The sequence below is a fragment of the Chimaeribacter californicus genome (genome assembly GCF_002858675.1).
GTDB classification, from domain to species: Bacteria; Pseudomonadota; Gammaproteobacteria; order Enterobacterales; family Enterobacteriaceae; genus Chimaeribacter; species Chimaeribacter californicus.
Map to the genome: position 1 here is coordinate 276,201 of NZ_PJZF01000001.1, position 21,966 is coordinate 298,166.

22 protein-coding genes are annotated in these 21,966 nt (G+C 58.4%); 13 read left to right on the forward strand and 9 right to left on the reverse strand.

Translation table 11 applies throughout. From position 1 onward, the window contains the following. Window positions 1-24: 24 nt before the first annotated feature. Window positions 25-1,572, forward strand: coding sequence for a TerC family protein (locus tag CYR55_RS01300; RefSeq protein WP_101814355.1), 1,548 nt, complete (start codon window positions 25-27; stop codon window positions 1,570-1,572). 50 nt (window positions 1,573-1,622) lie between these two features. Here the strand turns inward: CYR55_RS01300 and CYR55_RS01305 are convergent, their stop codons facing one another. The 4 genes from CYR55_RS01305 to pabB all read right to left on the reverse strand — a co-directional run bounded on the left by CYR55_RS01305 (window position 1,623) and on the right by pabB (window position 7,227). Further along, complete coding sequence (locus CYR55_RS01305; protein ID WP_101814356.1) at window positions 1,623-3,218, reverse strand: EAL domain-containing protein; 1,596 nt, start codon at window positions 3,216-3,218, stop codon at window positions 1,623-1,625. 314 nt (window positions 3,219-3,532) lie between these two features. Then, window positions 3,533-4,897, reverse strand: coding sequence for an L-serine ammonia-lyase (gene sdaA, locus CYR55_RS01310; protein WP_101814357.1), 1,365 nt, complete (start codon window positions 4,895-4,897; stop codon window positions 3,533-3,535). A 339-nt stretch (window positions 4,898-5,236) separates the two neighbouring features. Further along, complete coding sequence (locus tag CYR55_RS01315; protein ID WP_101814358.1) at window positions 5,237-5,845, reverse strand: CoA pyrophosphatase; 609 nt, start codon at window positions 5,843-5,845, stop codon at window positions 5,237-5,239. Next, window positions 5,842-7,227 carry an aminodeoxychorismate synthase component 1 gene (gene pabB, locus CYR55_RS01320; protein ID WP_101814359.1) on the reverse strand — a complete coding sequence of 462 codons (1,386 nt, stop codon included), beginning with the start codon at window positions 7,225-7,227 and terminating at the stop codon, window positions 5,842-5,844. The genes CYR55_RS01315 and pabB overlap by 4 nt, the downstream gene beginning before the upstream one ends. 217 nt (window positions 7,228-7,444) lie before the next feature. Between pabB and CYR55_RS01325 the strand changes: the two genes are divergently transcribed. After that, complete coding sequence (locus CYR55_RS01325) at window positions 7,445-7,684, forward strand: YoaH family protein (protein ID WP_101814360.1); 240 nt, start codon at window positions 7,445-7,447, stop codon at window positions 7,682-7,684. A 60-nt stretch (window positions 7,685-7,744) separates the two neighbouring features. Here CYR55_RS01325 and purT read toward each other — a convergent pair whose 3' ends face one another. Next, window positions 7,745-8,923: a formate-dependent phosphoribosylglycinamide formyltransferase gene (gene purT / locus CYR55_RS01330; RefSeq protein ID WP_101814361.1), complete on the reverse strand. Its 1,179-nt coding sequence runs from the start codon at window positions 8,921-8,923 to the stop codon at window positions 7,745-7,747. Window positions 8,924-9,388: 465 nt separating this feature from the next. Between purT and dbpA the strand changes: the two genes are divergently transcribed. From dbpA to CYR55_RS01350, 4 genes are all read left to right on the forward strand, one after another. After that, window positions 9,389-10,771, forward strand: a complete 1,383-nt coding sequence (gene dbpA, locus CYR55_RS01335; RefSeq protein WP_101814362.1) for an ATP-dependent RNA helicase DbpA — start codon at window positions 9,389-9,391, stop codon at window positions 10,769-10,771. A 111-nt stretch (window positions 10,772-10,882) separates the two neighbouring features. Then, the gene (locus tag CYR55_RS01340) at window positions 10,883-11,218 is read left to right on the forward strand and encodes a YebG family protein (protein ID WP_101814363.1); all 336 of its coding nucleotides are present in this window, start codon (window positions 10,883-10,885) and stop codon (window positions 11,216-11,218) included. Between the two features lie 25 nt (window positions 11,219-11,243). After that, window positions 11,244-11,549, forward strand: a complete 306-nt coding sequence (yqfB, locus tag CYR55_RS01345) for a N(4)-acetylcytidine aminohydrolase (protein ID WP_101814364.1) — start codon at window positions 11,244-11,246, stop codon at window positions 11,547-11,549. A 157-nt stretch (window positions 11,550-11,706) separates the two neighbouring features. Continuing rightward, the gene (locus tag CYR55_RS01350; RefSeq protein ID WP_101814365.1) at window positions 11,707-13,749 is read left to right on the forward strand and encodes a S9 family peptidase; all 2,043 of its coding nucleotides are present in this window, start codon (window positions 11,707-11,709) and stop codon (window positions 13,747-13,749) included. 138 nt (window positions 13,750-13,887) lie between these two features. Here CYR55_RS01350 and exoX read toward each other — a convergent pair whose 3' ends face one another. Together exoX and CYR55_RS01360 are read right to left on the reverse strand one after the other, a co-directional pair. Continuing rightward, a complete protein-coding gene (gene exoX / locus CYR55_RS01355) occupies window positions 13,888-14,547 on the reverse strand; it encodes an exodeoxyribonuclease X (protein ID WP_101814366.1) in 660 nt (219 codons plus the stop codon). Between the two features lie 28 nt (window positions 14,548-14,575). Next, window positions 14,576-15,328, reverse strand: a complete 753-nt coding sequence (locus CYR55_RS01360; protein WP_101814367.1) for a carbon-nitrogen hydrolase family protein — start codon at window positions 15,326-15,328, stop codon at window positions 14,576-14,578. A 443-nt stretch (window positions 15,329-15,771) separates the two neighbouring features. Here CYR55_RS01360 and pip point away from each other — a divergent pair, with 443 nt between their 5' ends. Then, window positions 15,772-16,728, forward strand: a complete 957-nt coding sequence (pip, locus tag CYR55_RS01365) for a prolyl aminopeptidase (RefSeq protein ID WP_101814368.1) — start codon at window positions 15,772-15,774, stop codon at window positions 16,726-16,728. A gap of 24 nt (window positions 16,729-16,752) precedes the next feature. On the opposite strand, the gene CYR55_RS01370 is transcribed toward pip, so the two are convergent. After that, a complete protein-coding gene (locus tag CYR55_RS01370; protein WP_101814369.1) occupies window positions 16,753-16,983 on the reverse strand; it encodes a DNA polymerase III subunit theta in 231 nt (76 codons plus the stop codon). Window positions 16,984-17,341: 358 nt separating this feature from the next. Between CYR55_RS01370 and ftnA the strand changes: the two genes are divergently transcribed. The 5 genes from ftnA (at window position 17,342) to CYR55_RS23875 (ending at window position 20,308) form a co-directional block, all read left to right on the forward strand. Beyond that, on the forward strand, window positions 17,342-17,851 hold the full coding sequence (gene ftnA, locus CYR55_RS01375; protein WP_101814370.1) for a non-heme ferritin: 510 nt from the start codon (window positions 17,342-17,344) through the stop codon (window positions 17,849-17,851). Window positions 17,852-18,027: 176 nt separating this feature from the next. Then, the gene (copC, locus tag CYR55_RS01380) at window positions 18,028-18,402 is read left to right on the forward strand and encodes a copper homeostasis periplasmic binding protein CopC (protein WP_101814371.1); all 375 of its coding nucleotides are present in this window, start codon (window positions 18,028-18,030) and stop codon (window positions 18,400-18,402) included. Beyond that, window positions 18,399-19,295 carry a copper homeostasis membrane protein CopD gene (gene copD / locus CYR55_RS01385; RefSeq protein WP_101814372.1) on the forward strand — a complete coding sequence of 299 codons (897 nt, stop codon included), beginning with the start codon at window positions 18,399-18,401 and terminating at the stop codon, window positions 19,293-19,295. The genes copC and copD overlap by 4 nt, the downstream gene beginning before the upstream one ends. Window positions 19,296-19,328: 33 nt before the next feature. Then, complete coding sequence (locus CYR55_RS01390) at window positions 19,329-19,664, forward strand: YebY family protein (RefSeq protein WP_101814373.1); 336 nt, start codon at window positions 19,329-19,331, stop codon at window positions 19,662-19,664. A gap of 473 nt (window positions 19,665-20,137) precedes the next feature. Further along, a complete protein-coding gene (locus tag CYR55_RS23875; protein WP_277622297.1) occupies window positions 20,138-20,308 on the forward strand; it encodes a YnfU family zinc-binding protein in 171 nt (56 codons plus the stop codon). Window positions 20,309-20,384: 76 nt separating this feature from the next. Here CYR55_RS23875 and CYR55_RS01395 read toward each other — a convergent pair whose 3' ends face one another. Further along, window positions 20,385-21,194 carry a DUF2971 domain-containing protein gene (locus CYR55_RS01395; protein ID WP_165699503.1) on the reverse strand — a complete coding sequence of 270 codons (810 nt, stop codon included), beginning with the start codon at window positions 21,192-21,194 and terminating at the stop codon, window positions 20,385-20,387. Window positions 21,195-21,337: 143 nt separating this feature from the next. Here CYR55_RS01395 and CYR55_RS01400 point away from each other — a divergent pair, with 143 nt between their 5' ends. Further along, on the forward strand, window positions 21,338-21,649 hold the full coding sequence (locus CYR55_RS01400; RefSeq protein ID WP_101814375.1) for a hypothetical protein: 312 nt from the start codon (window positions 21,338-21,340) through the stop codon (window positions 21,647-21,649). Window positions 21,650-21,966 lie beyond the last annotated feature (317 nt).

The following is a 21,966-nucleotide window of genomic DNA, read 5'->3' on the forward strand; positions in this document are numbered from 1 at the left end:
CCTGTGCTTATTCTGGAGCCTGACATGGAATTTTTGATGGATCCCTCAATCTGGGCCGGATTGTTGACGCTGGTGGTATTGGAAATTGTCCTGGGTATCGACAACCTGGTGTTTATCGCCATCCTGGCGGACAAGCTGCCGCCGCACCAGCGTGATAAGGCGCGGCTTATCGGCCTGTCGCTGGCGCTGGTGATGCGCCTGGGTCTGCTGTCGCTGATCTCCTGGCTGGTACGGCTCACGGCGCCGCTCTTCTCGGTGGGCAGCCTGAGCTTCTCCGGACGCGATCTGATTCTGCTGCTGGGCGGGCTGTTCCTGCTGTTTAAAGCCACCACGGAGCTGCATGAGCGGCTGGAAGGGCATGACAACAGCGCAGGGAATAATCGCGGCTATGCCGGCTTCTGGCTGGTGGTGTTCCAGATTGTGGTGCTGGATGCGGTCTTCTCGCTGGACGCGGTGATCACCGCTGTCGGGATGGTGGACAATCTGGCGATCATGATGACGGCGGTGGTGATCGCGATGGGGGTGATGCTGCTGGCGTCAAAAGCCCTGACGCGCTTTGTCAACGCCCACCCCACGGTGGTGGTGCTCTGCCTCAGCTTCCTGCTGATGATTGGCCTGAGTCTGGTGGCGGAAGGGTTTGGCTTCCATATTCCCAAAGGTTACCTCTACGCAGCGATTGGCTTCTCGATTCTCATTGAGCTGTTTAACCAGGTGGCGCGCCGTAACTTCATCAAGCATGAGGCACGCCGCCCGCGCCGTGAACGCACCGCCGAGGCGATCCTGCGCCTGATGGGCGGCCGCCGCCAGGACGCCGACCCGCAACAGCCGCAGAGTGAGGTACCGGCCGGGGCGTTTGCCGAAGAGGAGCGCTACATGATAAGTGGTGTGCTGACGCTCGCCTCGCGCTCACTGCGCAGTATCATGACCCCGCGCACCGACATCTCATGGGTAGATTGTGATCGCCAGCCGGAAGCGATCCGCCTCCAGTTGCTGGACACGCCGCACAGCCTGTTTCCGATCTGCCGCGGCTCACTGGATGAGATGATTGGTGTGGTCAGGGCCAAGGATCTGCTGGTGGCGCTGGAGCAGGGGGAGGACATCGTGGCCTTTGCCGCCCGCACGCCGCCGATCATCGTGCCGGAGACCATGGACGTCATCAACCTGCTGGCGGTCTTGCGCCGCGCCAAAGGGCGGCTGGTGGTGGTGAGCAACGAGTTCGGGGTGATCCAGGGGCTGGTAACGCCGCTGGATGTGCTGGAAGCGATCGCCGGGGAATTCCCGGATGAGGACGAAACCCCCGACATCGTGCCGGAAGGGCGCGGCTGGCTGGTCAAAGGCGGGGCGGATGTCCACTCGCTGGAACAGGCGCTGGATTGCTCAGAGCTGGTCAGCCCGTCGGAGGATTACGCCTCGCTCGCCGGTTTGCTGTTGTCCCACATCGGGCAGATGCCGCAGGCCGGGGAGGTGCTGGAACTGCACCGCTTCCGTTTCGAAATCCGGGCGGTGTCAGATTACCGCATCGATCTGGTCTACGTTGAAGCCCTGCCTGAGAACGAACCGGCACAGGCGTAACGGCTCACTGCATTCCTTCTGCCCCGGCACCCGGCCGGGGCAGGAGAGCCTCAGTTCCCGCTTTCCCGCTGCGTGTTTTGATCCCCGTCTGGCGGCGCGCCATGAAACTGTGCCAGCCAGGCGGGGAAATCCTCCACCGGCAGCGGGCGGGCGTAGTAATACCCCTGCACCGCGTCCACCTGCCGTTCACGTAAATAGGCGATTTGTTCCGGCGTCTCGACCCCTTCGACCACCAGCTTCAGCTTCAGGCGTTGCGCCAGCGTAATAATCATATCCGTGACCGTGGCATTGACCGCATCCGTGCCGATGGCGGCGGTAAAGGATTGGTCGATCTTCAGCACGTCCGGATTCAGCGCCTTCAGGTAACTCAGCGAATTGTGCCCGGTACCGAAATCATCAATTGCCAGCAGCACGCCCAGCGCTTTCAGCTGGTGGATCTGTTGGCTGTCAAGGTCACTCAGCCGGCTGCGTTCGGTCAGCTCAATCATCAGCGTCACCGACGGCTGCTTCGCCAGCCAGATCTGCTGCACATCCTGCAAAATCTGCTGCTGGTGGAAGTGGCGCGAATCAACATTAACACTGATGTAAAACGCCGGGTCCTGCGGGAACAGGGCAAAGTTATCGGCCATCTGTGCCATCAGGTAGCGGGTCAGCGGCACAATCAGTGCATGTTGCTCGGCCAGCGGGATAAAGACGTCCGGCGGTACCGGCCCATAGCGTGGGCTGTTCCAGCGCAACAGGGTTTCAATGCCGATGCAGCGCGCGCTCTGGCAATGGATAATCGGCTGGCAATAAATGGCGAACTCCCCACGGGCCAGCGCATGGTTCAGCGGGTAGGCCAGGCTCATGCGGGTACCGGCCGCCAGATAGACCGCCGCCATCACCAGCAGGCTTATCAGCAGCGCCAGCGGCAAATGGTGGTAGAGCTGGGCAAAGGCCAGATGGTAGGCGGAGCGGGCATACAGCGAGATCGAGAACGGGTAATGCGGGGAACGGTGGGTATATTGCGGCAGGCCGCCCAGGTTCACCTGCGGGGTCAGGCTGTTTTTATGGTACTCGAGGCTGTTGCCGGAGACATTCAGCACCAGCCGGTCAGCGTAGGGCGGTTGCGGCTCCAGCAGGAAGCGCGCCAGCAGGCGGATATTAAAGGTATAGATCTGGCCGCTGTCATCGTTCGGGCCGAAGGGTTTCCACATCAGCATCAGCGGCTCGCCACGGTTAAGGCCGGAAGAGCTACGCAGCGCCAGCTGCTTTTGATGGGCGGGCAATGCCGGGAGCACACTGTCGAAAGGCAGGTTCAGTGCACCCACCAGGCTGGAGCAGATCAGCACCCCGTCACGCACCAGCACAATGGATCGCAGGGTCTGAAGATCGGCTGCCTGCCGTAACAGCCTTAGCTGGATTTGCGGGCACTGCATACCGTAAAACGCATCGTAGCCGAGCGGTGTGCGATCCACCGGCCAGATCAGCATGTCCAGCTGTTGCGAGGTATGGGCAACCAGCGTTTGCTGGACGGTGGCGATGCGGCGGCTCTCCTCGTAAAAACGCAGGCCGAGGATAATCAGCAACGTCAACAGGCCGATACCGGCGGAAAGCCCCCAACGGTAAAGACGGTATTTTGCACTGGCATGATCGGGTGTCAGCATAGGGTTCCTTGATGAAAAACGGCAGGCAATCCGGAACCGGGGCACAGGGGTGCCGCGCGTGGACAGGATCGGTGGCCACTCCCTGATGACACCTGACCTCACACCGAGGGCAGAAAAAAGGCGGCGGCCGTCAGGCCGGGCGCAAAGAACAGGCTGGGTAATACGGCTATTATTTTTTAGGCTGCCTGCATGAAGCATGAATAATAGTGATACAAATTTCACAGACCAGCCAGAAAATGGCAGAAAGAATCAGGTAAAACGGGAAGGGAGGGAAAATACGCCCGGGCAGCCGCAGAGGCTGCCCGGTTGAAACATTAGTCGCACTGCACTTTGATGGCCAGACCGCCGCGGGAAGTTTCACGGTATTTGGCATTCATGTCTTTGCCGGTCTCGTACATGGTTTCAATCACCTTATCCAGCGAGACGCGCGGCGCACTGGTACGGCGCAGTGCCATCCGGGCGGCATTGATCGCTTTGACCGAGGCGATGGCATTACGCTCGATGCACGGCACCTGCACCTGGCCACCGACCGGATCGCAGGTCAGCCCCAGATTATGCTCCATGCCGATCTCTGCCGCGACGCACACCTGCTCCGGGCTGCCGCCCAGCAATTCCGCCAGCCCGGCGGCGGCCATGGAACAAGCCACGCCCACCTCGCCCTGGCAACCGACTTCCGCACCGGAAATCGAGGCATTCATCTTATACAGCGCGCCAATCACGCCGGAGGCCATGAAGTAGCGGATGTAAATCTCCGGCGTCACCGGCTCAATAAAGTGATCGTAATAGGCCAGCACGGCGGGCACGATGCCGCAGGCACCGTTGGTGGGGGCCGTGACCACCCGGCCACCGGCGGCGTTCTCTTCATTGACCGCCAGCGCAAACATGTTTACCCAGTCAATCACGTTCATCGGGTCACTGGAGAGCTTATCTGAAGAGACCAGCATCCGGCGCAGCGCCGACGCCCGGCGCGGCACCCGCAGCGGGCCGGGCAGCACCCCTTCGGTATTCAGGCCGCGGTCGATACAGGCGCGCATGGTCTGCCAGATCTGGCTGAAGTAGTGCTCGATCGCCTCTTTGTCGTGCAGCGCCAGCTCATTTTGCATCACCAGGCCGGAGAGCGACATCCCGGTCTGGCGACAATGGGCCAGCAGATCGCTGGCATGGCTGAACGGGTAGGGCACGGCGACCGCCTGCTGTTCTGCCTGACCAAAATGTTCTGCGTCAACGATAAACCCGCCGCCGATCGAGTAGTAGGTTTTGCTGTGGAGCAGTGCATCCCCGGCGAAGGCGTGGATCTGCATCCCGTTTTCATGCAGCGGCAGGTTGTCCTGACGGAACACCATGCCGGTGCCACGCGGGAAATCCACCTCATGGCGGCCATTGGCCAGCAGCAGACGCTGGCGCGTCTCCACATCGCGGATAAAGGCCGGGATGCCGTCGATATCCACGCTGTCCGGCAGGTTGCCGGCCAGGCCAAGAATAATGGCGATGTCCGTATGGTGGCCTTTCCCGGTCAGGGAGAGGGAGCCGTAAACGTCCACGGCAATACGGGTCACGGCAGGCAGAAGATCGCGGCTGACGAGATCGTCAACAAACTGTTTGCCCGCTTTCATCGGCCCCACGGTGTGGGAACTCGACGGGCCAATGCCGATCTTAAACATGTCGAAAACGCTGATCACGCTGAAACTCCTTCAGGGGAAACGGGGCGACTGGTGTAAAAATAACCAGAGGGTTGCTTGTTTAGTGTAGTGAGATTGCCCGGCCTGCAAGCACCTTTTCGCATGAGATTACCTAATAGCAACGGCGGGCGTCCGCAGAAAAAATTCTGCCATAAAACAGCGTGACGGCGGCGGTTACCAGTTTCTCATACAAAAAACAGGGGCTTTTCCAGTAGCAAATCATGGCAGGTGGCTAATATACAGAAGATTACCATAAATAAGGTGATAAAGATCGCCTTCCTGACAGCGGCTCAGTAAAAGTGCGCATAAAAAAGGCGGATCCAAAGGACGTTATGGCGGTTAACCGGCAACCAGGGAGGGATTCATGCTGGCGCTCTCCTCAGGGCGGGCCACATGCTGTGACAGCTCGCGGATAATGCCGGCCGTCATGCCCCAGACAAACTGATGCTGATACCAGCTCAGGTAGATGCGGTGGCGGATGCCGCGGCGCTCAATCTCCAGCGGGGTATAGCGTGACAGCCGCAATGCCTCCTGCAACGGCATCTCAAAGATGTCCGCCACCTCATCGGTATTGGGCACCAGCAGGGTGTCCGGCGGGATAAGCCCCACTACCGGCGTGACCTGAAACCCGGTGGAACTCTCCACCGGCCCCAGCATGCCCAGTACCCGTACCGACGCAGGCGGGATGCCGACCTCCTCATGCGCCTCGCGCAGCGCAGTGGCAATCAGGGACGCATCATCCGGGTCAGCTGAGCCGCCGGGAAACGCCACCTGTCCGGCGTGTTTGCGCAGGGTGTCGGCGCGCCGGGTCAGCAGCAGCGTCGGCTCCGGGCGGCAGACCACCGGCAGCAGCACCGCCGCCTGCCGCACATTGCGCAGCGGCCGGGGCGGGGCAGGCTGTTGCAGCATAAAGCGGGTAATAAACTCGTCCAGCGTATAATCACTCATCCGGCCGTGGTCTCCTGCGGTTCGGCAACCGGGCGCAATTGCGGCAGAATGCGCGCCACCTTGTCAAACGTCTCCTGATATTCCGCCTGCTCATCGCTGTCGGCCACGATGCCGCCGCCCGCCCAGCAATGGAGGCGGCCCGCCTCAGCCAGCAGGGTGCGGATGGTGATGTTGGTGTCCATGGTGCCGCACAGGCTGAGGTAGCCGATGCTGCCGCAATAGGCGTTACGCCGCTGCGGTTCCAGCTCCTCAATAATCTGCATCGCCCGCACTTTGGGCGCGCCGGTGATGGAGCCGCCGGGGAAGCAGGCACGCAGCAAGTCAACGGCGTGGCGATTTGTGGGCAGCCGGGCGGTGATGGTACTTACCAGATGGTGCACCGCCGGGAACGGCTCCACCACAAACAGCTCCGGCACCCGTACGCTGCCCGGCTCCGCCACCCGGCCGATGTCATTGCGCAGCAGATCGACAATCATCAGGTTCTCTGCCCGGTCTTTCTCCGAGGCCGCCAGCCGCGCCGCCTGTGCTGCATCCGCAACCGGATCGGAAAGCCGCGGCAGCGTGCCTTTGATTGGCCGGGTCTGGATCTGGTTTTCCGCCAGCCACAGGAAACGCTCCGGCGACACGCTCAGCACCGCCTGATCGGGCAGCCGCAAAAACGCGGAGAACGGGGCGCGGTTGCTGGCATTGAGGCGGGTAAAGGCTTCCCACTCGCTGCCCTGATAGGGCGCGGTAAAACGCTGCGTCAGGTTAATCTGGTAGCAATCGCCGCTGCGCAGCCAGGCCTGTACCTGCCGGAAACGCGCACCGTACCCCTCACGGGTCAGGTTCGCCTGCCACTCCCCGGTCAGCCGGAAATCATCGGCCGGGGCAGGGCGGGCCAGCAGCTTTTCCAGCCAGGCCAGCCGGGCCGACAGGTCTCCATGGCAGACCAGCGTCAGCCGCTGCCGGTGGTGGTCAGCAATCAATGCCCAGTCATAGATGCCCACCGCCATGTCCGGTGCGGCGATATCCCGCGCGGCCAAAGCAGGCAGCACCTCCACCCGGCGGCCGAGATCGTAGCCGAACAGCCCCAGCGCGCCGCCCAGGAACGGCAGATCCGCATCCGGCGCTGCCGTCAGCGCCAGCGAGGCCATCGCCTCGGCCACCAGCTGGAAAGGGTCTTCTGTGCGCAGATGTTCACTCTCGTCACCGGTAATGGTTGTCTCTTCACCGTGGGTCACCAGCGTGATGCGCGGGTCAGCCACCAGAATATCGAACCGGTTATGCAGATGATCTGCCTGGCCGGAATGCAGCAGCATCGCCCAGGGAGAGCCGGAGAGCGGGGCAAAGCGCGTCAGCAGCGCATCGGGTGTGTAAGTCAGGGTATGGGTTGCGTACATGGTGTCGGGCTGGCCGGGCAGTCAAAAACAGTCGCCCAGCCTACCACAGAACCGCGGTGGGTGAAAAAGGGGCGGCCGCGTGCCCGCGCGGCGGGGAGACGGTACGGCAAGGGGGTTGGCGGCAAGGGCGCATGCGGTGAGGGGGCATTGCGGCAAGGGGAGTAGGTCATTGGGCCGCCGGCGCGTATACTGTGCCGGTCAACAGAGGAGACGAACCATGCAAGCGGGTATGCCGGCACTTTCACATCAGGAGCAGCAACAGGCTGCGGAACGCATCCATCAGCTGATGGAAGAGGGGATGAGCAGCGGCCAGGCCATCGCCATGGTGGCGCAGGAGATCCGGGAGACCCATCAGGGTGGGCAGGTCGCGGTACGCTTTGATGATGAAGACGATGACGCGGACCAACAGGACGCTGAACACCACGACGAAGATGAAGAGGATGACCACGGTTATTGACCGGTGGGCATGCTGGGAAACGGGCGCTGAAGCGCCCGTTTTTTTTGCCTCAGCGGGCGGTCAGCCGCTGACGTTGACCGCCGCTGCCGCTTCTACCGCCCGTACGACGGCCTGTTCCACGGTGTCACCCGTGGCCAGCGCCACACCCAGGCGGCGCGTACCGGCGATCTCCGGCTTGCCGAACAGGCGCACCTGATTGTGGCCGGTCAATGCCTGGCTGACACCGCTGAAGCGCACATCACGGCTGGTCAGTGACGGCAGGATCACTGCCGACGCCGACGGCCCGAACTGGCGGATTTCGCCCACCGGCAGGCCGAGGAAGGCGCGCACATGCAGCGCGAACTCTGACAAATCCTGCGAAATCAGCGTCACCATGCCGGTATCGTGCGGGCGCGGCGACACTTCGCTGAAGATCACCTCATCCCCGCAGACGAACAGCTCCACACCAAACAGGCCGTGGCCGCCCAGCGCCGTCACCACCTTTTCCGCAATCACCTGCGCACGCTGCAGCGCCAGGGCGCTCATCTGCTGCGGCTGCCAGGATTCCCGGTAATCCCCCTCTTCCTGACGGTGACCAATCGGGTCACAGAAATGGATGCCGTCCACCGCGCTGATGGTCAGCAGCGTAATCTCAAAATCGAAGCGCACCAGCCCTTCCACAATCACCCGGCCACCGCCGGCGCGGCCGCCCTGCTGGGCATATTCCCACGCTGCCTGGAGCTCGTCCTCATGGCGGATCAGGCTCTGGCCCTTGCCGGAGGAGCTCATCACCGGTTTGATGATGCAGGGCAGGCCGATCTCTTTCACGGCCTGACGGAAGGCGCTTTCGCTGTCGGCAAACTGGTAAGTGGAGGTCGGCAGCCCCAGGGTCTCTGCGGCCAGGCGGCGGATGCCTTCGCGGTTCATGGTGAGGCGGGTCGCCTCGGCACACGGCACCACATTATGGCCCTGCTGCTCAAGCTCAACCAACATGCTGGTGGCGATGGCCTCAATTTCCGGCACAATAAAATCGGGGCGTTCATGTTCAATCACTGCCCGCAGGGCGTCGCCGTCCAGCATGTTAATCACATGGCTGCGATGGGCAACGTGCATCGCCGGGGCATCGGCATAGCGATCAACGGCAATCACCTCCAGGCCGAGGCGCTGGCATTCGATGGCCACTTCTTTACCGAGTTCACCGGAACCCAGCAGCATGACACGGGTGGCGGAAGGGCGCAGGGCAGTTCCAAGGATCAACATAACTCACCTTCATTTACAGGGTTAACTGACGAGACAGAAGAAAATCGCGCGCAGTATAAACGAAAACGTTTGCGTGGTCACTGCCGTGCCGGTTATTACCCGGCAGAGAGTGGCCACTTTACCGCCCGGCAACGCGGGCGGTACCCATCAACGCAGGCGACACCCATTAAAGTGGGCGAGCCCACGATAAAGCGAACAGGGCAGTATCCGGTAATGGTAAGTCCGGTGGCGGCAGCACAAGGTAATGGTAAAACCCGGTGATGGCATTACGCGGGCCGCGCCATCTCACGGGTCACAGAAAAGGCGGCCCCGGCATAAAAAAGCACCTGGTTGCGGCTTTTTTCACCCGGTTAAGCCACTATTAACACGCAGGGCGCCGGCTCTGTTATGATGGGCGTTTGCTGGAACTGACTGTATAGCAGCACACTCCCGCCTCCTTTTCTGATCATCATAAGAGTTACTGTCTTGAGCACACTTTCATTTTCTTCCCTGCCGCTGCCGGCGGAGCAACTCGCCAATCTGGCGGAACTGGGCTACGCCACCATGACCCCGGTACAGGCGGCGTCACTGCCGGCCATTCTCAGCGGCCGCGACGTGCGCGCCAAAGCCCAGACCGGCAGCGGCAAAACTGCCGCATTCGGCATTGGCCTGCTGGACAAAATTGTGCCCGGGCAGTATGTCACGCAGGCGCTGGTGTTATGCCCGACGCGTGAGCTGGCAGATCAGGTCAGTAAAGAGCTGCGCCGGCTGGCGCGCTTTACCCAGAACATTAAAATCCTGACCTTGTGCGGCGGCCAGCCTATCGGCCCGCAGCTCGACTCACTGGTGCACCCGCCGCATATCGTGGTCGGCACACCGGGGCGCATCCAGGAACACCTGCGCAAACAGACGCTGTCACTGGACGCGCTGCGCATCCTGGTGCTGGATGAAGCCGACCGTATGCTGGATATGGGCTTCAGCGACGACATTGACGAGGTGATCCGTTATACCCCGCCACAACGCCAGACGCTGCTCTTCTCCGCAACTTACCCGGAAGGCATCGCCCGCATCAGCGCCCGCGTCCAGCAGACTCCGCTGGATGTCGAGATCGCCGCAGAAGCGGAGCAGACCACCATTGAGCAGATCTTTGTTGAAACCACCCGCGAAAAACGGCTGCGCCTGCTGACCGGCACCCTGCGCCATTACCAGCCCGCTTCCTGTGTGGTGTTCTGCAACACCAAACGCGATTGCCAGGAAGTCTATGAGGCGCTGGCCGATGAGAACATCAGTGCGCTGGCGCTGCATGGCGATCTGGAGCAGCGTGACCGCGATCAGGTCCTGGTGCGCTTCGCCAACCGCAGCTGCCGGGTGCTGGTGGCGACGGATGTCGCCGCACGCGGGCTGGACATCAAGGATCTGGAACTGGTGGTCAACTATGAGCTCTCCTTTGACCCGGAAGTGCATGTTCACCGCATCGGCCGTACCGGCCGTGCCGGTATGAGCGGCCTGGCCGTGAGCTTCTGTACCCCGCAGGAGATGGTGCGCGTGCACGCGCTGGAGGATTACCTCGCTATCCGTACCACCTGGCAACCGGCTGAAAAACTGCTCGCCACCCCACCGGTGGCGCTTGAGCCGGAGATGGCGACCCTCTGCATTGACGGCGGCCGCAAGGCAAAAATCCGCCCCGGTGACATTCTGGGCGCGCTGACCGGTGACGCCGGGCTGACGGCGGCCGAGGTGGGCAAAATTGACATGTTCCCGGTCCATGCCTATGTCGCCATCCGCCGTGCCAGCGCCCGCCGGGCGTTGTCTCAGTTGCAGCAAGGTAAAATCAAAGGCAAAAGCTGTAAAGCCCGATTATTGAAGTAGTTTTTCTTTTGCGAGGCAGGTTCCGGATTGTGTAAAAGAGCTTGCCTCCGCGCCCCGATTTACTTAAACTGTATATTCATACAGTAGTGTGCCATAAGAGGATTATCACTCATGACGGTAGAAGTAAAATATGTCGTGGTGCGACAAGGCGAGGAAAAGATGACGTTTGCGACCAAGAAAGAAGCTGACGCTTACGACAAGATGCTGGATCTGGCCGATACCCTGTCTGAATGGCTGGCCCAGTCTGCACTGGAGATGGAAGAGAGTGAACGCGAGCGCCTGAGCTTCTTCCTGGCGGAACATAAAGATCCGCTGACGCAGATCCTGCGGGGTGGTTCGCTGGAAAGCGTGCTGGCATCCGCACCGGACAACGACGCCGCAGAACCGGCGCGCCTGAAACCTAAAAGCCGCGGCAAGGCCGCCGACAGCGACGAGCAGGCCGCCTGAGCCTGCGTCATCAGGGAGTGATGCCGTGAAACCCTTCACCTTTTACCGCCGTTTTGAGGCGGACATTCTGGCAGGCCGTAAAACCATCACCCTGCGTAGCGGCAGCGACGCTGACGTTGCGCCGGGTGATATTTTGCACGTTTCGCGCCTGGAGGATGGAGTATTCTTCTGCCGCCTGCGTGTGCTTGCTGTCACGCCTGTTGCCTTCTCCGCGCTTGATGTTTCCCATGCCCGGCAGGAGAACATGACCCTCCCCGAATTACAGCAGGTCATCCAGACCATCTACCCCGGTATTCAGCATCTCACCTGCATTGAGTTCACCCTCTGTTAGGGTCTATCATTATTTTTGTTATTAATGTGTTGTGACGGGACGCCCGCGTAACCGGTGCAGCATGACGTATGATGACCGTGCAGACTCCGGGGACGCCTGTCGCCCGCGCCCCGTATTTTTTCAGTCGGTTCATAATGGCAGTGCCAGGGATCAGTTCATGACCACACCACCAAAAGCAGAGAAACGCCCCCATCCGATTACCGTCCACGGCGATACCCGGATCGATAATTATTACTGGCTGCGTGACGATGACCGCACACAACCCGAGGTGCTGGACTACCTGACGGCAGAGAATGCCTATACGGCGCAAGCCATGCAGCCCTATCATCCCCTGCGTGAAGCGCTGTATCAGGAAATGGTTGACCGCATCCCGCAAGAAGATGCCTCAGTGCCCTATGTGCGCCACGGCTTCCGTTACCAGACCCGCTACCAGCCCGGCAACGAGTACCCCATTTACCTGCGCCAGCCGGCCGGCACAGCCGCAGAGTGGGACGTCCTGCTTGATGCTAACGTGCGTGCACAAGGGCACGAATTCTATACGCTGGGCGCGATGGAAGTCAGCCCGGACAACCGCCAACTGGCACTGGCAGAGGATTTCCTCTCCCGCCGCCAGTACGACATCCGCATCAAACAGATCGGCAGTGACGAATGGGCCGATGAGGTGATCACCAACACCTCCGCCAGTTTTGAATGGGCCAATGACGCCCGCACGCTCTATTACGTGCGTAAACATGACAAAACCCTGCTGCCTTATCAGGTTTACCGCCATACCGTGGGCAGCGATCCGGCCGACGATACCCTGATCTATCAGGAGCAGGATGACACCTTCTATGTGGGCCTGGAGAAAACCACCTCCGAACGCTTTATCCTGATCCACCTCAGCAGTACCACTACGTCGGAAATCCTGTTACTGGATGCTGACCAGCCTGACGCGACGCCGCAGGTGTTTGTGCCGCGCCGCCGTGACCATGAGTATGCGCTGGATCACTATCAGGGCCGTTTCTATATCCGTTCCAATAAAGACGGTAAAAACTTCGGGCTCTATCAGGCAGATCAGCCGGAGGAGGCGCAGTGGCAGGCGGTGATCCCGCCGCGTGATACCGTGATGCTGGAGGGCTTCAGCCTGTTCCGTGACTGGCTGGTGGTGGAGGAGCGTAGCGAAGGGCTGACCCATTTGCGCCAGATCCACTGGCAGAGCGGCGAACAGAAAGAGATCCGCTTTGATGACCCGACTTATGTCACCTGGCTGGCCTATAACCCGGAACCGGAGACGTCTCTGCTGCGTTATGGCTACTCCTCGATGACCACGCCGGCCTCGATGTTTGAGGTCAACATGGACACCGGCGAGCGCGCCCTGCTGAAACAGCAGGAGGTCAAAGATTTCGACAGCAATCACTATGCCAGTGAACGGGTGTGGGTGACGGCGCGCGACGGCGTGAAAGTGCCGGTCTCACTGGTGTACCGGCGTGACCGGTTCACCGCCGGCAACAACCCCTTGATGATTTACGGTTACGGCTCCTACGGCAGCAGCATGGATCCGTCATTCAGCGCCAGCCGCCTCAGCCTGCTCGACCGCGGGTTTGTCTTTGCGCTGGCCCATATCCGCGGCGGCGGCGAACTGGGCCAACAGTGGTACGAGGACGGCAAGTTGTTCAATAAGATGAACACCTTCCATGACTTTATTGACGTCACCCGCGCACTGGTAGAGCAGCAATACGGCCACGCTGACAAGGTCTATGCCATGGGCGGCAGCGCTGGTGGGTTGCTGATGGGTGCGGTGATTAACCAGGCCGGGGATCTTTATCACGGCATTGTGGCGCAGGTGCCGTTTGTGGATGTGGTGACGACGATGCTTGATGAAAGCATTCCTCTCACCACCGGCGAATATGATGAGTGGGGTAACCCGAATCAGGAAGCCTATTACCGCTGCATGCTGGCATACAGCCCCTATGACCAGATCACCGCCAAAGCTTATCCGCATATGCTGGTCACCACCGGGTTGCATGACTCACAGGTACAGTACTGGGAGCCGGCCAAGTGGGTGGCAAAACTGCGTGAGATGAAAACGGACAATAACCAACTGCTGATGTACACCGACATGGATGCCGGGCATGGCGGTAAATCGGGCCGCTTCAAGGCCTATGAGGATATTGCGATGGAGTATGCGTTCGTGCTGGCACTGAACGACGCCCAGGGTTAAGGCAGTGCGGCGGGGCAGGCTGCGCCGCCGCAGGTATGTTCAGGCCGGGTAACGGCCGCTGTCAGAAGGGCAACGGGCCTGGCCGGTCAGGCAGAACGCCGGCCAGGCCCGTTGCGTGCAGCAGATCCTGGGCACCCCTCACGGGGCCAGATAGTGATTCAGCGTATAGCGCATATCGGGGCTGAGATCGTCAATGGATTTCAGCATCCAGCGTAAATAGGCGGGATCTTCCTGGGCCACGGTTTCAATCGGGCGGCCACGGTATTTACCGAATTTCATGGTGCGCAGCAGTACCGGCTGTTCCGTGATGTCCGCCATCTCCTCCGCGCTCCAGCCGGTCTCCTGCATAATGCGCTGCAACAGCGCGGCCGTGACATAGCTGTCATACAGCGCACGGTGCGGGTAAAGCCCCTCCGGCACCTCAACCTTCAGCCGCAAGGCGTAACGTAAATGCTGGTTACTGTATTTCAGGCCGGGAAACGCCTGCCGGGCCAATTTTACGGTACAGATCCAGCGCCCATGCATTTCCGGTAACATGGCGCGGTCAAAGGCGGCATTGTGCGCCACATAATAGGGGCTGCCGTGGTAACGGCCGATCACTTTCGCAATCCGGGGTTTACCCTCGACCATCTCTTCGGTGATGTGGTGTATCGCCATCGCCTCAATACTGATCGGACGATCGGGGGAAATCAGATCGCTCATCGGGTTAACAATCTCTCCTGCGACCAGATCTACTGACGCGATCTCAACAACGCCGCCATCCAGGCCACAGGTTTCAGTATCAATAACTCGCAGCATCCTAGGCGCTCCTTTGGGTAGGGGTCAATTACCCTAATGATAAGACATGGCCTTGCCACTGATTCTGGTGGCGGGTACCTACCACCAGCGCATTGCCGTGGCTGGGTGCACGGGCAATACAATGGCCATTTTCGGCCCAGATGGCACTTTTGCCGGCCGGTTGCCAGCCACCGGTATGGCCACCGTGGTTAGCCATCAGCACCGCCATCTGATGCTGCCGGGCGTAGGTTTCCAGGCTTTGGGTGTCGTCATGGTAACCCTCTTCGGAAAAGAGCACGCTGGCGGTATAAATCTGCGCGCCGGAAAGGGCCGCCTGAGCCGGGTGGGACGGCACGCGCACGTCAGCACAGATCGCCAGCCCCACCGGGTAGCCCTGTACATTCACCAGCGGGCCGCCTTCACCCTGAGAGAAATAGTCCGGTTCATTCCCGGCCAGGTGCTGCTTGGTATAGGCATAGAGGGTGCCGTCGGCCTCACAGGTCACTGCGCCGATGCAGCAGGTACCCTGCTCATCGGTAATAATCGGCGCACCGAAGACAATGGTCATCTTATGCTGCCGTGCATCATCACGCAGCGCCTCAAGGCGTGGATCGCCAAGCATCAGGGCCAGTTCCGGTGCATGGGCAATTTCATAGCCGGTAATCGACAATTCAGGAAAAATCAACAGGTTGACCTGCTCTTCGGCGGCCAGAGCAATAAACTCGCGATGTAACGAGACATTTTTCTCGATATCACATGGCACGCTGCAATATTGTGCCGCTGCAATAACAATCCGACTCATGCACTCAATCCTTTTGATATCAGAGACAATAAAAAAACCCGCCTGAGCGGGTTTAAGTACGCGGTTCAGCCGGACTCATTCTTGCGGATGCGCCTTTTTTGAACGTTTATCCGCCCGCTTTTCAGCTGGGGTTTTCAACGGCTTCTTCTTCGCATTTTTTTTGCTATCCATTCCCTTACTCATGGTGGCCTCTCTGTACCGGTGACTGGGTTGGTATGCACCCTTATTAACAGCTGATTAAGAAAATTTTTCAAGCGCTATTAACCAAAATTTTTAAAAGCATCTGTTTTTTTTTAAGAACTCTTTTTGAACAAAATGTAGCGCAACAGTGGTGGGAAAATGGTCAAAAAAACCGGAATTACTACACAATAGCGCTAATTCATTGACGCAAATATAACAATCGGTTTTAGTAAACCTTGGGATCAGGCAGATCGGGACAGCAGATGACGGTATTAAAGGGCTTATATCCGCCCATCAAAGCTTACGCCAGCGGGTGGCTGAACACCGGCGACGGGCACCAGGTTTACTGGGAGCGCAGCGGTAACCCGGCAGGTAAGCCTGCGGTGTTTATTCATGGCGGGCCGGGAGGCGGCTGTTCGCCTCTTCATCGTCAGCTGTTTGATCCGGCGCGCTATAACGTCACGCTGTTTGACCAGCGTGGCTGTGGCCGCTCACGACCCCATGCCAGCCTGGACAACAACACCACCTGGCACCTGATCGACGACATGGAGAAGTTGCGGGAAATGGCCGGGGCAGAACAGTGGCTGGTATTTGGCGGCTCCTGGGGCTCTACGCTGGGCCTGGCCTATGCCCAGACCCATCCTGAGCGCGTCAGTGAACTGGTGCTGCGCGGCATCTTCACCCTGCGGCGGCAGGAGCTGGACTGGTACTATCAGGACGGTGCCTCACGCTTCTTCCCGGATAAGTGGCAGCGCGTCCTCTCGATTCTGTCTGAAGAGGAACGGCAGGATGTAATTGGCGCTTACCGCCGTCGCCTGACCGGCAATGATCCGGTGGTGCAGCTGGAGGCGGCGCGCCTCTGGAGCCTGTGGGAAGGGGAGACCGTGACGCTGATGCCGGCGGTGAATGCCGCCTCGTTTGGTGAGGATGAATTTGCGCTGGCATTTGCCCGCATTGAAAACCACTATTTCAGCCATGGCGGCTTTCTGGAACGCGACGATCAGTTGCTGGAGAACGTGACCCGCATCCGCCATATTCCTGGGGTCATTGTGCATGGGCGCTATGATATGGCCTGCCAGGTGCAGAACGCCTGGGATCTGGCCGCACGCTGGCCGGAGGCAGAACTGCATATTATTGAAGGGGCAGGACACTCTTTTGATGAACCGGGCATTCTGGACCGCCTGATCCGCGCGACTGAGCAGTTTGCCGGCGAGGCGTAGCGCCCGGCTCCGGCCGGGGCACGCTTACTTCATTTTGGGTTCGTAAGGCAGGCGTGAGTACTTGTGCGACTCACTCCGGTAGAACGCCACCCGTTCACGGAAGTAGTCACGCAGCGCTTCCGGTTGTTCACGCTCAACCAGTTCAGGCACCACCGGCATATTGTAACGCTCTTTAAAGGCGACGCCGGACGCAGCCAAATCCACATTGATCCGGTTCTTCTCGTCGGGCGTCAGGTCAGCCAGATTGTATCCCATCATTCTCTCCTGCCGGGCGTTGGTTATGCTGCGGCAAAAATAAAGCAAGCCCATGGAAATGGCAAGGCGGCGTGTGCCTTGCGGGCATACCGGCCATCGGGCATTGAAGGCAATAAAGTAAAAATATAAATAAGAACGATTCGTCTTACTCTATTTTATGGATGAAAACAGTTATCATTAAATAGATTTCAGAGCAGTATCTTGGGTTGGGTTTATTTAAAAAATAGTCATGACTATCATAGTGATAAATTAATTATGCTGTGTTTGTTAAAATTGCTGTTTATAATTTAAAGGGATGTCTTCATAATGCAGGAAATTATTAAATATGTCTTCGCCTGTCATTTATAAGGATATGCCTATGTTAAAGCCAGAAATGGTCAGCCAGCTTAACGAGCAACTGAACCTGGAGTTCTATTCTGCCAATCTCTACCTGCAAATGAGCGCCTGGTGCAGTGATAAAGGGTTCGAAGGGGCGGCCGCGTTCCTGAAATCGCATTCACGCGAAGAGATGGAACATATGCAGCGTCTGTTTGACTATGTCAGTGATACCGGCGCCCTGCCGCTGCTCGGCACCATCGCCGCGCCGCCGGTAGAGTTTGCCTCCCTGGCGGATGTTTTCACCCTGACATACGAACATGAGCAGTTTATCACCCGCAAGATCAACGAGCTGGCTCATCTGGCCATGACCTTGCAGGACTACTCCACGTTCCACTTCCTGCAATGGTATGTGGCTGAACAGCATGAAGAAGAAAAACTGTTCAAATCTGTGCTCGACAAACTGGGCATGGTAAGCAATACCGGCAACGGCTTGTTTATTATCGATAAAGAATTAAAAAACATGACGGCGGACAGCGATCCGGCGGCATAAAAAGTTTGCGCGTACGTATTGGCCTGCACTCCGGTACGGGCCTTTTTTATGGCGTTTTCAAACGTCACATATTTTCACCACTGCGCGATAACTCAATGCATTTTTTGCAACATCTCGCTGGCTGAATCGGGTAAAGTAGGCGCAAATTTTGCCCCGCAGCCTGAGAGACGCCTGTTATGCCAAAAACGTTCCTTTGTCTTCGTGTGTTATGCGCTTTCCTGTTAACCGCTGCTATCGCCCCCGCGGCGCTGGCCCATGCCCACCTTGTCTCTTCAGCACCTGCCGCCAATGCTCTGGTGCAGGGAAGCCCGCAACAGCTGGTGTTAACCTTCACCGAAGGGGTTGAACCCCGCTTCAGCCGCATCCGCCTGGTTGGCCCGCTGCAGGTCACGGTGCCGTCCGCGGTACTGAGCAGCGACAACGGCGATAACACGCGTTTACGGGTACCGCTGGATAAGGCGCTCCCCGCCGGGGATTATCAGGTGGTGTGGAAGGTCGTCTCTGTGGATGGGCACCGTACCCAGGGGACTTACCGTTTCACGGTAAAATGAGTACGCTTTCCCTGCTCTGGATAATATGCCGCTTCGTGCATTTTCTGGCGGTCATGCAGCTGTTCGGTATCAGTGTGTTTACCCATCTTCTTGCACCTGCACCGTTTGGCGCGGTATTGCTGCAACGCCTGCGTTACTGGCAAGGGTGGGCGGGCCTGATGACCTTGTTGACCGCCTGCCTGATGGTGGCGGTGCAGGGCGGGCTGATGGGCGAAGGCTGGGAGGATGTGACCGCGTTTCCCATCTGGGTTGCGGTGCTGGACACGGCCTTTGGGCAGGTGTGGCGCTGGCATCTGCTGTTTGCCGCCTTATTACTTCTGAGCCTGTTGCTGCCGGCTGACCGCATGCGCGACAGGCTGATTCTGCTGGCGGCCACCGTGCTGCTGGTGGGGCTGGGGAGCGTCGGCCACGCCGCGATGCGTGAAGGCGCGGCCGGGCTTGCCCAGCGCGTCAACCATACGTTGCATCTGCTCTCTGCCGCCTACTGGTTTGGCAGCTTGCTGCCGTTACTCACCTGCCTGCGTTTCAGCCGGCGCGGGCCGTGGCGTCAGGAGGCGATCCGCTGCTTACTGCGTTTCTCAACGTTCGGCCATCTGACCGTGGCGCTGGTGATTGCCACCGGGCTTATCGACACCTGGCTGATTGTGCAGGGCTGGCCGTTTGACCGCCATTCGCCTTACCAGATGTTGCTGCTGGCTAAAATGGCGCTGGTGGCGGTGATGGTCGCGGTGGCGTTGTATAACCGTTACCGTATTGTGCCGCGTTTTACGGCGTCGCCGGACCAGGCACAGCGTGGTGTGGTGCGCGCAACCGCACTGCTGCTCGGGCTTTCGTTACTGGTTGTCCTGCTGGTCAGTATTTTTGCGACCCTGGAGCCGGTGGCGGTAAGCTAAGTTTCTGATTTGGATAGAGTAAAGGACTCCCTGATGAAAAAAGTAATCCTCTCCCTGGTGTTGGCCGGTGTGTGCAGCAGTGCAGTTGCCGCCGATATTGTGACCGTGAGCCGCTTCCAGTTCGGCAAGGCATGGCCGTTCACCCGTGAGGAAGTGATGTTGCAGTGCCGCGCCGGCCATGCGCTTTATGCCATCAACGACAGTACGCTGGTGCAGTACCCGCTGAACGAGGTCGCTGAGGCGGAAGTCAAAGCGGGAAAAACTCAGGCGAAGCCGATCGCCATTATCCAGCTTGATGATCCCGGGCATCCGGGGCAGAAAATGAGTCTGGCCGCTGTACAGCAGAAGGCCCTGACCCTGTGCGAGTAAAGGGGGCGGCGTAATAAAAAGTCAGGGAAATGGCAGAGCGCCAGTGTTAAGGGCTTGTTTTGGGACTGTTATCACAAAAGTGAATTCCTGCCCGGCTGTCACTCTCACTGCCCGGTGAGGCTGCTGGAAAAATCACCTGCGTCGACTACGCTTTAAAGTGCAAGGCATAACAGCCTGCATTAATGCCAACTTTTAGCGCACGGCTCTCTCCCAAGAGCCATTTCCCTAGACCGAATATAGGAATCGTATTCGGTCTTTTTTTATTCCTTTGATTTGCAAAGGATTTTTTTTGGTTGTCCGAAAAATGTCCGAAATGCTATATCCGGTCTTTTACAGCAGCGTGAATTCTGCCGAGCAGGGCTTCGTTACCCTGCATAAATAATTTGCAAATAACGCATTAATAATAGGGTTTTTGGGTAAAAAATAGACACCGGTGTTATGATAGGTCTCATTCAGTAAAAAGGCCGAACACTATGTCCTATCTCAGCCGCTTAATGGATCATATCGCGAACGCTACCTCTACTGCCCGGTGTCCGATATGTGGGAAATCATCCAAACAATCAATAACTAAGATATCCCGGGAACAAACCATGATATGCCCATACTGCAATTCATTGTTTGTCAGACACCATAAATCAAAATAAAGAATGTTAAGCCGCCCCCAGGCGGCTTTTTTATTAAAGTAAATAGGGCGACTCACTCAAAAGGTGGCCGCCGGCATCACCAGTTCCTGAACGGTATCTGGCTGGCGTGCAGGGCGACCTGAAGCCCCATCTTTTGCATCAGGGTATGAGTGGCCGCGATGGCCAGATCGCTGTTGGGCGTATGGCCGACAATCACTTCCCGCACGCAGCCATTTTGCCGGTTGTCGAACGGCAGTTTGTGGTAAGGCGTCAGGGTCGAGTGGCCGGGGCGGAAGGCCAGTTCAGCCGGGCTGAGCGAGCGGCGGGAGATCGCGCGCCATTCGGCCTCTTCACTGAAACTGCTGTCTTTCAATACCGCTGCCACGCAAGAGAGATGCTCCTGAAACAGGCGCGAGGCGGCGGAAGGCTTCTCTATCTCCGCATGATCCGGTTCCGGCTGCCCTTCAAACATCATCAGAATGGTATCGATGACGTTATTGATAAAATCTTCATGCTCTTGCGGCTGGTAACAGCACTTCATCAGCACATAGTCATGCCGGTTAAAGCCGGTTTTCAGCGCCTCATAGTCAAACCCAATCGAATAACCGCCCAGCCCGGAGGCATAGCCGCGCCATTGGCTGAGTAAGTCGCCGTTCTCTGACAGGGAGCAGACGCACACATTGACGTCATTCATCCGGGGCAGCGCCTCACGGAAACGAATCAGGCGGATCACCACGTCCCGGTTGATCTCAGTGCGTAACCGTTCTTTCAGAATCTCGTCTGCAATGCTCAGGGCAAGGAAAAACTCTTTATTGTCATTGAGATATTGAATTTTAGTCGCCCACAGGGTGCCGCTCTCCATAATGCCGAGAAAGCCCGCCTGATTGGTGTAATGGTAGAGCAGCATGCCTGTGTCTCCCCGGTTAGTAGCTGACAGCATAAGTGCTCAGCGATGCTTTTCAATGCTTTTTAACCGCACAGTGATTGATTTTGCTACCTTAATCAAATAATAGTTATGCATCTTACTTAAGTAATTATGCGAGGAAAGTGATGATTTGCCGAACCTGGCACGGGTGTGTGCCGCGACAACATGCAGCAGGATTTGCCCACCATTTACAATTAACCGGCGTTAACCATGCACAGGGCATTGAGGGGTGTTGCGGTGCGTTTGTTCGTCAGGAAGCCCAGGAGGGGTATATGCACTTTTTCCTGGCGACCTACTGGCGCGATCTGGCCGCCGTCCGTGCGTTTGCCGGGGAAGCATATGAGGTGGCGGTGACCTACCCGGATGATGAACAGTTTGAGCTCATCTCTGACCCTTACGTGTTTCACCATCAGGTACCGGCTGCACAACCGTTGTAGCCGCCTCATCCTGTTTTACGCGGTTCCACCCAATAAAAAGCCCGGCGGGTTAAGGCCGGGCTCAGGGGGACGGATCTGCCGGGATGAAACATCGGGCCGCCGCATGCATCAGTTACGCACTTGCATCGATGCAAGCACCAGTGCCACGTTGCACAATATGAAGATAAACAGTGCCATAGCATTCACCTCTCTCAGACTATTCTTAGATAAGTGTAATCGTTCCGTGGCGTGACAGTTAAGCAATCTGTGTTTTTTATTAAGATAAATCTTAGGTCAATCTCCCTCAACTACCCACCTGTACCGCTATGCCGCAGCCG